The 13,426-nt window shown below is 34.2% G+C and carries 10 protein-coding genes; 6 read left to right on the top strand and 4 right to left on the bottom strand.

Annotated elements, in window-relative coordinates; translation table 11 throughout:
• Positions 1–358: 358 nt before the first annotated feature.
• The 6 genes from ABID96_RS18250 to chbG all read left to right on the top strand — a co-directional run bounded on the left by ABID96_RS18250 (position 359) and on the right by chbG (position 5,806).
• Positions 359–1,288, top strand: a complete 930-nt coding sequence (locus ABID96_RS18250) for a DMT family transporter (RefSeq protein ID WP_377896987.1) — start codon at positions 359–361, stop codon at positions 1,286–1,288.
• 284 nt (positions 1,289–1,572) lie between these two features.
• Positions 1,573–1,878 carry a PTS sugar transporter subunit IIB gene (locus ABID96_RS18245; RefSeq protein WP_192603882.1) on the top strand — a complete coding sequence of 102 codons (306 nt, stop codon included), beginning with the start codon at positions 1,573–1,575 and terminating at the stop codon, positions 1,876–1,878.
• A gap of 21 nt (positions 1,879–1,899) precedes the next feature.
• Positions 1,900–3,216 carry a PTS cellobiose transporter subunit IIC gene (gene celB / locus ABID96_RS18240; protein ID WP_192603883.1) on the top strand — a complete coding sequence of 439 codons (1,317 nt, stop codon included), beginning with the start codon at positions 1,900–1,902 and terminating at the stop codon, positions 3,214–3,216.
• 221 nt (positions 3,217–3,437) lie between these two features.
• On the top strand, positions 3,438–3,761 hold the full coding sequence (locus ABID96_RS18235; protein WP_192603884.1) for a PTS sugar transporter subunit IIA: 324 nt from the start codon (positions 3,438–3,440) through the stop codon (positions 3,759–3,761).
• 12 nt (positions 3,762–3,773) lie between these two features.
• Complete coding sequence (locus ABID96_RS18230; protein ID WP_192603885.1) at positions 3,774–5,105, top strand: 6-phospho-beta-glucosidase; 1,332 nt, start codon at positions 3,774–3,776, stop codon at positions 5,103–5,105.
• The gene (gene chbG, locus ABID96_RS18225; RefSeq protein ID WP_192603886.1) at positions 5,102–5,806 is read left to right on the top strand and encodes a chitin disaccharide deacetylase; all 705 of its coding nucleotides are present in this window, start codon (positions 5,102–5,104) and stop codon (positions 5,804–5,806) included. Before ABID96_RS18230 ends, chbG begins: the two co-directional genes overlap by 4 nt.
• 150 nt (positions 5,807–5,956) lie before the next feature.
• On the opposite strand, the gene ABID96_RS18220 is transcribed toward chbG, so the two are convergent.
• From ABID96_RS18220 to ABID96_RS18205, 4 genes are all read right to left on the bottom strand, one after another.
• Positions 5,957–8,983, bottom strand: coding sequence for an efflux RND transporter permease subunit (locus ABID96_RS18220; RefSeq protein WP_192603887.1), 3,027 nt, complete (start codon positions 8,981–8,983; stop codon positions 5,957–5,959).
• A gap of 374 nt (positions 8,984–9,357) precedes the next feature.
• Positions 9,358–10,695, bottom strand: a complete 1,338-nt coding sequence (locus ABID96_RS18215; RefSeq protein ID WP_192603888.1) for a (Fe-S)-binding protein — start codon at positions 10,693–10,695, stop codon at positions 9,358–9,360.
• Positions 10,692–12,104: a glycolate oxidase subunit GlcD gene (glcD, locus tag ABID96_RS18210; protein WP_192603889.1), complete on the bottom strand. Its 1,413-nt coding sequence runs from the start codon at positions 12,102–12,104 to the stop codon at positions 10,692–10,694. The genes ABID96_RS18215 and glcD overlap by 4 nt, the downstream gene beginning before the upstream one ends.
• An 86-nt stretch (positions 12,105–12,190) precedes the next feature.
• Positions 12,191–13,306, bottom strand: a complete 1,116-nt coding sequence (locus ABID96_RS18205) for a CdaR family transcriptional regulator (protein ID WP_192603890.1) — start codon at positions 13,304–13,306, stop codon at positions 12,191–12,193.
• Between the last annotated feature and the right edge of the window lie 120 nt (positions 13,307–13,426).

Raw genomic sequence — 13,426 nt, 5'->3', positions numbered from 1 at the left:
TAAAATAAATATAGTAAGAAGCAAAGCCTAGAGGGAATGTTCCTCTAGGTTTTTTCTTTGGTTTGCAATGAATTTTGATTTTTAATTATATGAAAAAACTTACATGATTTAACAGGTGTTTCAAATTGAAACAATTAATTTTATATTTGTGCGGGAAATTAAATATTCCTAGAAAAAATTAATTTTATTGATGAATTCGTATTCATGAGAGCTTGGAATGTGTTATATTGATACGTATAATAAATTTCCTGACAGAAAAATTAAGATTTTTTCTGTCCGTTTTTAACATTGAATAAGCGAGAGAAACATCATTCTGGTGTTCTCTCTTTTTCTTTAATTAGTCGTTATATAGAAAGAAGTGGAGAAGTTGAAAAAGCAACATATTTATCTCATCCTATTTTGTATTATGGTAGTATGGGGATTAAATGTTATTGCCACAAAGATTTTAGTGGCAAATTTTATGCCAGTTACGATGACAGCATTTCGTGTTTTTACAGCTGGAATCAGTGTCTTTATTATTCTATTTTTATTTAAAAAAGTTCGTAAACTGACAAAAAAGGAGTTTAAATACGTCTTTTTTGCAATGTTGCTTAATGTTGTTGCACATCATTATTTTTTATCGATTGGACTATCTCAAACTTCAGCTTCTAATGGAGGACTTATTCTAGGAATGGGTCCACTGTTAACAGCATTATTATCTGTTTTCTTTTTGGGTAGTGTTTTGACTTTCGTAAGGGTTTTAGGTGTTCTATTTGGATTTGCTGGTGTTGCATTTATTGTTTTACAAAGCGGTGAAGGCTTCCATGGTATATCTCACGGAGATTTCTATGTATTCTTAGCAATTTTGGCTCAAGCTGCAAGCTTCGTTTTAATTAAAAAGGTTTCTAGAACATTGGACCCGCGCTTAATGACAGGTTATATGCTTGTGATGGGATCAATTATTTTATTTGGAATCAGTCAAATTGTTGAACCGAATGGAATGGCAAGCATGCTCCATCATTCAACTGGAATATGGGCAGTTTTCTTCTCGTCTGCAATCATAGCAACAGCGATTGGTCATATGCTTTATAATTATGCACTTGGTGAAGTTGGAACAACTGAAGCTTCTGTCTTTATAAACTTAAATCCGTTCTTTTCTTTAATTGGTGCAGCGCTCTTTTTAGGCGAGAAAATTGTGTTAACACAAGTTATTGGATTTGTCTTAATTTTAATTGGCGTTGTGTTTGGTTCAGGAGCATTCGAAGAAATTTCACGTAAAATGAAAAGAGATCAACAGATGCATGTATAAACGGATGTAAAATAAATTAGCAAAAGAGAAATCATTTAATGATTTCTCTTTTTTTACTTTTTAATTATTGTTTCTTATTGATTTTATTGAAATATGTTAATGAAACAAAAAAATATTTCTAATTTGTCCTAATATTTAGAAAAGTGAATATATATTTATTGAGATTAATTTCAAAAGAGAGAGGGGTCATTTAAAACCTAGTTATTCTGCTAGGAATAGAAAGAGAATGATAATTTGGCTACTTTTTGAAAGTGTTTTCTAAAGTGTGAGAAAGGGGGGATTGAATGAACATATTATTATGTTGTGCAGCTGGGATGTCAACGAGTTTGCTGGTTACCAAAATGGAGGCTGCTGCTAAATTAGAAGGAATTGAAGCTAAAATTTGGGCGGTTAGTGCAAATGAAGTGAAAAATCACCTTGATGATGCGGATGTCCTACTTGTAGGGCCACAAGTTCGTTACCTACTTCCTCAATTAAAAAAGACCGGTGAGGAAAAAGGAATTCCAGTAGATGCCATTAATCCCGTTCATTATGGGATGTGTAATGGTGCGGAGGTTTTAAAGTTTGCAAAGAATCTAATAGGTTCATAATTCAATATAGGGGTGATTAGTGTGGCCAAATTTACGCAAATGTTAGAAGAGAAGGTAATGCCAGTTGCTGGCAAAATTGCGGGTCAAAAACACTTACAAGCTTTACGTGATGGACTAATTTTAACGATGCCTCTCATTATTGTTGGATCTATTTTCTTGATTTTAGGCTTTATTCCAATAGATAGCTATCCACAATTTATGGCAGATACATTTGGTGCTGACTGGTTAACGAAGCTACTTTATCCAGTAAATGCTACTTTTGATATTATGGCTCTAATTGCAGGATTCGGGATTGCTTACCGACTCGCGGAACATTATAAGGTGGATCCGTTAAATGCGGGTGCAGTTTCAGTTGCAGCTTTCATTCTTTCAACTCCTTATTTTACAATGTTTACGCCAGAGGGAGCAGATGCTGCAATTCAAGTTGGTGGCGTATTACCGATGGCCTTTTTAGGTAGTAAAGGATTGTTCGTTGCCATTATTATTGCTTTATTTTCAACTGAAATTTATCGCTGGGTTATCCAGAAAAATATTGTTATTAAAATGCCAGATGGTGTACCACCAAGTGTAAGTAAATCATTTGTGGCGTTATTTCCAGCATTTTTAGTCATCCTTGTTGTATGGGTTATTCGATTATTGATTGAAAAAACTTCATTCGAAACTTTACACAATGTCGTTGGAAAGCTTTTACAAGAGCCGTTAGGAGCTTTAGGTGGGACTTTAGTTGGTGGATTAATTGCTGTTTTGTTAATTCAACTTTTATGGTCAACGGGATTACATGGTGCAAGTATCGTAGGTGGAGTTATGGGGCCGATTTGGTTAGCAGCAACTGATGCAAACCGTTTAGCTCTACAAGCTGGTAAAGAAATGCCAGAAGTTATTACTCAACAGTTTATTGATATCTTTATTTATATGGGCGGATCTGGCGCAACATTTGCATTTGCTATCATGATGTTACTATTTGCTCGAAGTCAGCATGCTAAGCAATTAGGTAGGCTATCAATTGGACCAGGTATCTTCAATATTAATGAACCAATTACCTTTGGTGCTCCTGTTGTAATGAATCCACTGTTATTAATCCCATTTATTTTAGCACCATTGGCATTAGTTGTTACAACTTATATCGGAATGACCACAGGCTTTGCGCCAAAAACTTCAGGAATTGCTATTCCATGGACTACTCCTCCTATTATTGGTGGATACCTTGCAACTGGTGGTAACTGGAGAGGTGCTGCAATGCAATTAATTAACCTTGCTATTTCATTTGCAATCTACTACCCATTCTTTAAAATGTGGGATAAACAAAACTTTGAATCAGAAAAATCAGCAGCTAACTAAAAATAAAATACAGGAGCTTGCCCTATGGCAAGCTCTAGGTGTTTAAACAAAATAAAATTTTCAGACTGAATGAAATCGCTTGTCTTTCTAGTCGCGAAGATAGATGAGGACTGCACCATTCAAGTTAGAAAACAAGCGTTTTTCAGCGGTCTCAAGAGAGTGCATTATGGCATGATATTGACATTATGAATCTTTTAATCTAATAGGAGGCGGGAGTTCAGGTGACAAAAGAAGAGTTGTACAACCTTTCCTTTCAATTAATACTGCATAGTGGTAATGCTAGAAGCTTTGCAATGGAAGCTATATATGATGCAAAGGATTTACATTTCGAATTGGCTCAGGAAAAGCTTTCAGAGGCCGAACGTGAATTTAGTCAAGCACATCATTTTCAGACCCAGCTTATTCAAGCTGAAGCTGGAGGAGAGGATTTCGACATTCCGATTATTCTAATCCATGCACAAGATCATTTAATGACAGCAATGACTTTAAAAGATTTAGCAAGAGAAATAGTAGATCTTCGTAAGGATATGAATAGTCAATCATAAGGAGGTTACATAATGAGTAAATCAATTAAAATCACCACGATTGGTGGAGGGTCAAGTTATACACCAGAGCTTGTAGAAGGTTTTATTAAACGTTATGATGAACTACCATTACGTGAGCTTTGGCTTGTTGATGTAGAGGAAGGTAGAGAAAAGCTAGAAATTGTAGGTGATTTGGCTAAACGAATGTTTCAAAAAGCGGGGCTACCCGTGGAGGTTCATTTAACGCTAGATCGAAGAGCCGCATTAAAAGATGCAGATTTTGTAACAACTCAATTCCGTGTTGGTTTACTCGAAGCAAGGGCTAAAGACGAAAGAATTCCATTGAAATATGGTGTCCTTGGTCAAGAAACAAATGGCCCAGGAGGTTTGTTTAAAGGTCTTCGGACGATTCCAGTTATTTTAGATATCGTTAAGGATATGAAAGAGCTTTGTCCAGATGCATGGCTTGTTAACTTTACAAATCCTGCAGGCATGGTAACTGAAGCTGTACTGCGTTATACAGATCATCATAAAGTAGTTGGATTATGTAATGTTCCAATTGGTATGGAAATGGGAATTGCAAAGCTTTTAGACGTAGAACATTCACGTGTTCGTATTGATTTTGCCGGGTTAAATCATATGGTTTATGGATTAGATGTATATGTAGATGGAGTGAGTGTAAAAGACAAAGTAATCGAATACTTAACTCATCCTGAAAATTCAAGCTTTGTTAAGAATATTCAAGGATATGGTTGGGAGCCAGAATTTATCAGTGCATTAGGCGTTCTACCATGTCCATACCATAATTATTATTATAAAACACAGGAAATGGTTGCTAAGGATCTTAAAAGTGCAGAAACTGATGGCACACGTGCTGAAGTCGTTAAGAAATTGGAAGATGATTTATTTGAACTTTACAAGGACCCGAATCTTTCAATTAAGCCACCGCAACTTGAAAAACGTGGAGGAGCTTATTATAGTGATGCTGCAGTTCGATTGATTTCATCAATTTATAATGATAAAGGTGATATTCAGCCAGTTAATACCAAAAATAATGGTTCGATTGCGAGCATTCCAAATGATTCGGCCGTAGAAGTTAGCTGTGTCATAACGAAAGATGGACCAAAACCAATTGTTATGGGAGATTTACCTGTTGCTGTCCGTGGACTTGTTCAACAAATTAAATCATTCGAACGAGTTGCTTGTGAAGCAGCCGTTGAAGGGAATTACAACAAGGCAATCCTTGCGTTAACAATTAACCCACTAGTTGCTTCAGATAAAGTTGCAAAACAAATTGTTGATGAAATGTTAGAAGCACATAAAGCACATTTACCTCAATTTTTTAATGAGGTGAAAACTCGATGATTAAACTAATTGTAAATGCTGATGACTTTGGTTATTCAAAAGGTATTAATTATGGGATTATTGAAGCTCATAAAAATGGAATCGTAAACTCTACGACGATGATGATGAATATGCCTGGTGTAAGTCACGCTATAGATTTAGCGAAAGAGAATCCTAATCTGAAAGTTGGAATTCATCTAGTTCTCACTTGTGGAAAACCAATATTACCAGATGTACCGACTCTTGTAGATCAAACCGGATTCTTTAAAAAAAATCGAGACATATTAGAATCAAATATATCACTTGAAGAACTTGAAAGAGAATGGACAGCACAGGTTGAAAAATTTTTAGAATCAGGACTGACATTGACGCATATCGATAGTCATCACCATGTTCATACTATACCTAAATTTTTACCTATTGTTCAAAAAATATCAAAAAAGTATAACCTTAGTGTAAGGCGAGTTTCAGATCATGCAATTGAAGGTGTACCGCCATTTAGTGATGTATTTTTTCATGAATTCTATGGTGAAGGTGCGACTTATGACTATTTCGAGAAAATAGTAACACAAGTCCAAGATGGGCAGACTGTCGAAGTTATGTGCCATCCAGGGTATCTTGACCACGAGGTATTAAATAACTCTTCATATGCAAAAGATAGGGTTACAGAGGTTGAAATTCTAACTTCTATTAGACTTCCAAACCAATTTGTTTTAGCGTAATCTACCAAAATATGAAAAGTATATATAAGTATAGACAATAGTAAAAGAAGCATTTAGTTCATGTTTCTTTTGCTGTTTTTTGTTATTAGACTGCATTTGAGTATAAAAAAAAATAAAACCAGCCCTATAAAAGAGCTGGTTTTTGTGAATTTAGACAGTAGCTGATTTATTTGTTTCTTTATTGTTACGTTGTTTTTTTGATTTTCTAAAATGTAATAATTCATATACTACTGGAATGACAATTAATGTTAATAGAGTTGAGACTGTAAGCCCACCAACAACAACAACTGCTAAACTTTGAGATACGAGACTACCAGTTTCTGCTTTTTTAAATAATAGTGGAAGCATCGCACACACAGTTGCGACTGCAGTCATTACGATTGGTTTCATACGTGTAATCGCCGCATCTATGATTGCTTCTCTTAAAATCATGTGCTTTTCTTTTTGTTTTACGCGATCTAATAATACAATCGCATTTGTAACAACAATACCGATTAGCATAAGTGCACCTAATAGGGCTGTTGGTTCTACAGCAATTCGGCTAATAACTAGACCAAGAACAGCGCCAATAGCAGCTAATGGTAATGAGCACATAATAGCAATAGGGGCACGGAATGTTTTAAATGTAATAATCATAATTAGGAAGACTAATCCAATCGAAACAAGCATGATCATATATAAATCTGAGAAGTCTTCTGATTGCTGAGCAAGTGCTCCTCCAATATAAATGTTCACATCATCTGGAATATCCATTCCTTTTGCTTTTTTATCTCCAAAAATAACTTTGTTTATATTTAGATTTATTTCTGATAGTTTATTAGGCTTCACTTCAGCTGTTACACTTAAATAAGTATCGCCATCTTTATGAAATAGATTAGTAGGTTTTTCTTCTTCTTTTAAAGTAGCAATCGATGATACGGGAACCATACCTGTTTTCGTCATGACTGGGATATTATTTATATCGTTCTTTGATTTTGGTTCTAAAATCGGTTCAAGAAATACATTCGTCGTTTTGTCATTAATCGAAACTGTTCCTAGTGGTGTACGATTTAGCATAGCAAATAGTTGCCCAGATAATTGCTCGACATTACCTTTAGTAGGATCGACATCTAATGAATAGACAGTCTTTTTGTCTTCTTGATTTGTTGTTACTTTCTGAACACCATTTATATCTACCAGTTTCGTTTTTATTTCACTTGCCGTTTTTTCTAGAGCGTTTAGATCATTTCCAACAATATCTATTGTAACTTGTGTTTTAGCACCGCCAAACATAGTAGTTGCTGCGGCAAGCAATTCTGCATCAGAATATCCATTCTTTTGAGCATTGATTTTTTTGACGATCTGATCGGTGTCCTTTTTATCTTTTAAAGTAATATAGTAAATCGCTTGGGTAGGAGAGCGGACATCTCCATATTTTGCAGCATCTTCATTACTACCTAATTGTGTGAAAACGCCTTTTACTTCTTTTTGATCTAAGATGAACTTCTCTAGTTTAAGTGTATTTTCTTTTACAGTATCAACTGGCGTATCGCTAGGATAAGTTAATGTTGTTTGTACAAAGTCTGCAGAAGAGTTATCTGTAGCACCTTTAGGCATTACAAAATAAGTACCAATCGATCCTACGAATAATAATAATGAGACTAAGATTACGACCCATTTATGATTTAACGACCAAGTAAGTAATTTTTTATATCGAACAGATGGCTTATGTTCAGGTAATTTAGCATTTTTAAGAAAGAACGCACCTAATAATGGCACAACAGTCAGTGCAACAAGTAATGAAGCTAATAATGAGTAAGTGATTGTTAAGGCGAATGGCAGTACAAAATCTTCAAGACCAGTGCTGATGATCCCAATTGGTAAAAATACTGCAACAGTCGTTAAAGTAGATGCTGTTATCGCGATTCCAACTTCTTTCGTAGCATCAATGATCATGTCTACTGAGAAACTTTCCTTTTGCATTCTTCTAAAAATATTTTCAATAACAACGATACTATCATCAACTAGTCGGCCAACTGCTACGGCTACACCGCCTAATGTTAAAACATTTAATGTGATTCCAGATTGAGATAGTAAAAATAATGTTAAACATAATGAAAGAGGTATAGATACAATAGTAATCAGTGTAGAACGAATATTTCTTAAGAAGATCATGATGACGATCGTTGCAAACAATGCTCCTAGTAATACTTCTTTAATCATTGCATGAACTGATGTTTTTACCATATCTGCAGTTGCAATCATAACTGAAGAATGTAAGTTATTATATTTCTTATTTAATTCTTTTGTCGCTTCTCTTACTTCCTTCGTAATACTTACCGCGTTTGAATGGCTATCTTTCGTTACAATTAACAATAATCCGTCCTGACCATCGACTCTTGTAATATTTTGTTCAGGCTTTTTTATTTCTACATTGGCAATTTCACTTAATTTTACATTCTCACCAACTGAAAGATTCTTTAATTTGTCGAGTTGATCAATTTTTCCAACAACATTTATATTACTAGTTTTTTCATTAATAATTTTTTCTCCAACTGATATCGTTGAATTTTGACCACGAAGAATACCCATAACACTTTCTAAAGATACTTTCTTCTGTGCCATTTTAGCATTATCAATTTTTACAGAAACGAATGATTTTTCTGTTCCGTAAGTTTGAACATTTGCTACACCTTTAATGTCTTTAAACAATGGAATTAATTTTTTATTTGCAAAATCGATATTATTTGGAGTTAATCCATCGTCGAACGTTACAGAGACGTCAGCGATCGGAATCATAGAAGTATTTAGTTGAACAATTGTCGGTTTACTTACACCTTGAGGTAAATTAATGTTGCTTAAAGATTCTTGAACCTCTTGTTTTGCGTCTTTCATGATTGTACCTGATTCAAAATACAAATCAATTTTTGAAAAACCGTTACTAGTACTTGAATAAATATGTTTCTTACCTTTTACTCCAGTCACTGCGTTCTCAATTGGAGTTGTTACTTGTTCTTCCATTGTTTTTGAGTCAGTACCTTGCCCCATTACAATGACTGACACAACTGGTTGGTCTGCAGCTGGTAAAAATTCCATTGGAAGTTTGGTATAGCTTAAGACACCAACTAATAAAATGAGAACTGATAAAAAAGATATGGCCGCTTTATTGTTAAAGGCCCATTTTGTAAACCAAGACATGGAAAGTATCCCCCTTTTTTGGTAAAAATAACCAGTAGCACAAAGTGAATCGTAACACACTAATTTTAAAAACAAAATACATTTTAGTTTGAATTTACAAAATATTTACGGGCAAAAATCGACATCTACATAAAATTTTTCGTTTCATTCTGGGTTCATTACCTTTACTTAATAGATTCAAAAAATGAAATGAAAATAGCAATATTTATGATTTTAACTGATATGAATTTGATGTAAGATACTATTTATGTTCGTTACTACTCAGGCATAAGATAAAACAATTCAATACGTTGATTAAACTCGGACTACTATTATTTATTTAAAACAAACGATAAAAAAACTCCTTCATAGTTACCAACTATAAAGGAGTTTTTTTATTGTTGAGTATCATATTGTGTTGCTTGTAAAAGTAAATCAACTATATGAACGACTTCAGTTCTATGAGCTTGTTGTTCTCTTTCAACACCAAGTTTCATTTGAAGTAAGCAACCTGGGTTTGCTGTAACAATTGTCGTTGCTTGTGAATGTTTAACTTGTTCCATCTTATAGTCTAGAATCTGCATAGACATTTCCGACTCAACAATATTATAAATTCCGGCTGATCCACAGCAACGGTCTGCATCCTTCATCTCATGATAAATAATGTTTTCAATCGATTGTAAAAGAATTCTTGGAGCGGAAGCAGTTTTCATTACATTTCTTAAGTGACAAGAATCTTGGTAAGTAATAATTTGAGTAGGCAGCTTTAATTTTACTTTTTTATGAAAATCTACTTCTACTAAAATTTGAGATATATCTTTTAATTTATTTTTAAATGATAATGCGCGGTCCTTCCACATTGGATCATCTTTTAAAAGGTGATCATAATCAATAAGAAATCCACCACAACCACCTGCATTTGTAATGATATAGTCTACTTCAAGGTTTTCAAAAGCTGCAATATTTTTTTTAGCCATTTCCTTAGCAATGTCTTTTTCACCACTATGTCCATGTAATGCGCCACAACATGCTTGATCATTTGGAATGACAATCTCACAGCCCGCTAACTGTAAAAGCTTCATAGTGGCATTATTAGTTTCTAAGAACATAGTATCCATTAAACAACCTGAGAAAAATGCTACTCGGCTTATTTTCGATTGCATAGCTGGTAAATAATCAGGGCGTGATTTCATTTGTTTCATTGAAGGAACAGTTGGTAATACTTTTTCCATTGCTGATAAATTATTAGGGATTAGCTTCAACATACCTGATTTTCTAACAATTTTTTGTAATCCTGTTCGCTGATATAAACCTAGAAGTCCAACTGCTAATCTCATGCGATTTTGGTGTGGAAATAAATCTTTGAAAACAAACTTACGAACAACACGAGTAGGAAGTGAATGTTTTTTGTGTTGTGCAATAATATCTCTTGCTTCTTCTAGTAAATGACCGTATTTTACACCAGACGGACAAACAGGTTCACAAGCTCGACATCCTAGACAAAGTTCTAGTGTACGTTCAACATCTTCATCAGGTTCGATTAAGCCATCAGTTACTGCCTTCATTAGTGCAATACGACCCCTAGGAGAATGTGATTCTTTTTGTCCCGATTCAATATAAGTTGGACAGCTTGGTAAACAAAATCCACATCTCATACAGTTTAATAACTCATCTTCATTCATTCTTACTTTAAATTGTTCTTGAAGTTCTTGCTGTTCTTGTAGTGTTGTCATTTTGACACCACCATTCGTTTTCTAGAATCTTTTGCAAATACTTTTCCGGGATTCATAATATTATGAGGATCTAATGCCGTTTTAACAGCAAGCATAGCATGAATACCTTCTTTTCCTAATTTTAATTCGAGATAGGGTGCTTTTACGATTCCGACGCCATGCTCTCCAGTAATGGTTCCACCTAATTCAATTGCTTTTTCAAAAATTTCAGCAAATGCCATTTCAACTCTTTCCATTTCTTCATGGTTGCGAGCATCAGTCGGGCAGGTAGGATGTAGATTTCCGTCACCAGCATGGCCAAATGTACAAATTTTAACGTTATACTTTTGCGCGATTGCATTTATTGCTTGAACCATTTCTGCAATTTTTGATCGAGGTACTGTTGCATCCTCTAATATAGTTGTTGGTCTTAATTGAGCAAGTGCCGAAAGTGCTGAGCGTCGAGCTGTTCTTAAGGCAATTGCTTCGGCTTCAGTTTTTGCCACACTCACTGAGATGCATTTTTCTTTCTCACAAATGTTCTTTATCAGTTCTATGTCTCTGTTAACAACTTCTTGTGGACCATCTTGTTCAATTAATAGCACTGCTTTCACGTCAGTTGGTAAGCCAATCTGAGCAAAATTTTCTACAACCTCTAAAGTAGGTTGGTCCATAAATTCTAGTGAGGTTGGAATAATTTTACTAGCAATAATCTTTGATACTGTTCTAGCAGCATCTTCTAAACTGTCGTAAAGAGCTAGCATTGTTTTTTTCGTTTCAGGCATAGGAATTAATTTTAAAGTAGCTTCAGTAATAATCCCAAGTGTACCTTCAGAGCCAACAAATAAACGAGTAAAATCATAACCAGCTACATCTTTAGCGAGCTTTCCACCAGTTCTAATGATATCTCCATTTGCTAAAACAATTTCAAGCGCAATGACATAATCTCTTGTTACACCATACTTTAAGCCACGTAGTCCACCTGAATTTTCATTAATATTTCCACCAATTGTAGAAATTTTCATTGAGCTTGGATCTGGTGGATAAAACAATCCTTTTTCTTCTATTGTATTGATCATATCAAGTGTAATCACGCCTGGTTGAACAGTAATCGTTAAATTTTCTTCATCGATTTCAAGTATCTTATTTAAATGCTTAAATAATAGAACGATTCCACCATTGGTTGGACATGTGCCACCACAAAGATTTGTACCAGAACCTCTAGGAACAATTGGAATTTTGTTTTCGTTACAGATTTTAATAATTTCCGATACTTCTTTTGTCGAACGAGGACTGATGATTGCATCCGGCAAGGATTGAAGATTCGGTGTTGCGTCATAGGAATAAACAAGTCTTTCCATTTTAGAATCATCAAAGTTTGCTTCACCTACAATTGCAATTAGCCTTTGAGCAATTTCTTTTGACACCATAAATATTCCCTCCCTATTATCTTATCTAAAGTATAAATAGAAATAGGTTGTACTTACTATGGAGATTTCTATAGAAAAAACACCTGTTATAGGTGTTTTTTTGTAGAATCATCCAATAGGTTAATTCCGATATAAAATTTGCTTAAATCGTGGATTTCTCTTGGGTTTAAGTTGGTTAATTCAGTAATCTTATTCAGACGATAAAGTAGTGTATTGATATGAATATGCAATGATTGTGCAGTGTTTTTTAATGATTGATTATGTTTAATGTATTCTTCAATTGTAATAAAAAGTTCTTTTTCGTTAATGATAGGTGCAATCGTTCTTTCAATAAAAGTACTTTTCGTTTCGTTTGATAGATCTTGCAGAATCAAATCAATTGTGAGATCTTCATCAAATACTATTGAATTCGTTTTACTGGATACTTTTAATGCCCGAACTGCTTGATGATATGATTTACCCAATTGTTTAGGCTGGGTTGGTTGACCTACTCCAGTCGCAATTTTTAAGTGTAAGCGACTTTGTACGTAATTCAGAATAGATTCGACAAGATTAAGATTTTGCGATTTTGTATAAGATTGCTCAACTCTACATAATACAACTAGACGATTATTTCCCCAGCGAATAAATAATTCATCGGTTTGTCTGTTATTCCAATCGAAAATAATTTGCCTTGTATCTGAAAGCTTATTTTGATGCTCCCATTCAAAAATAAGTATTTGTCTTTGAAGCGTTAAATCAATATTAAGCATTTGTGCACGCTCATAAAAAGAATCATCCCATTCGTCTTGCTGGATCCAATCAAATACGAACGCTTCAAGCCCTCGTTGTGTGAGTTCGATTTGATCAGTATAATAATTTTCACTAATTAGTAGTTCGGTCATTCGTCTCAACATTTCTCCAAAAGGCGAAATTAAATCTGGCTCACCAGTTATTCCAATTACACCGATGATTTCATTTTGAAAGAAGACAGGTAGATTGATTCCAGCCTTTACACCTTTTAATCGTTTTTCATCTTCAGTTGTGATGATAAAAGTTGTTCTTTGCTTAATGGCAATCAATGCTCCCTCATGAAAAGTACCTGCGCGAGCTTGATCTGTACTTGCAATAATGACTCCATTAGTATTGATTATAATGATATCCTCATGGATTAGTTTTTTAACTTCATTAATTATTTTTGTAGCTAATTCATCTAAGATCATGATGTTTGTCTCCTGTCACGATAGTTAGTGTAATTATAAATAAAATGTATATAAAATAAAACATCTCTTTAACAAGAAAAAATAGCTTAATCATAAGCTTTTGTTTACATCTCAGATACA

This window comes from Gottfriedia sp. OAE603 (assembly GCF_040543965.1).
Taxonomy (GTDB): domain Bacteria; phylum Bacillota; class Bacilli; order Bacillales; family Bacillaceae_G; genus Gottfriedia; species Gottfriedia solisilvae.
Note: the sequence above shows the minus strand (reverse complement) of the source record. Positions and strands in the feature narration are given on the sequence as shown.

What these genes read in the sequence shown, in the direction of transcription:
- ABID96_RS18220 (WP_192603887.1), bottom strand. Translation starts at nt 8,983, where the DNA reads ATGTCTTGGTTTACAAAATGGGCCTTTAACAATAAAGCGGCCATATCT.
- glcD (WP_192603889.1), bottom strand. Translation starts at nt 12,104, where the DNA reads ATGGTGTCAAAAGAAATTGCTCAAAGGCTAATTGCAATTGTAGGTGAA.
- ABID96_RS18205 (WP_192603890.1), bottom strand. Translation starts at nt 13,306, where the DNA reads ATGATCTTAGATGAATTAGCTACAAAAATAATTAATGAAGTTAAAAAA.
- ABID96_RS18215 (WP_192603888.1), bottom strand. Translation starts at nt 10,695, where the DNA reads ATGACAACACTACAAGAACAGCAAGAACTTCAAGAACAATTTAAAGTA.
- chbG (WP_192603886.1), top strand. Translation starts at nt 5,102, where the DNA reads ATGATTAAACTAATTGTAAATGCTGATGACTTTGGTTATTCAAAAGGT.
- ABID96_RS18230 (WP_192603885.1), top strand. Translation starts at nt 3,774, where the DNA reads ATGAGTAAATCAATTAAAATCACCACGATTGGTGGAGGGTCAAGTTAT.
- ABID96_RS18245 (WP_192603882.1), top strand. Translation starts at nt 1,573, where the DNA reads ATGAACATATTATTATGTTGTGCAGCTGGGATGTCAACGAGTTTGCTG.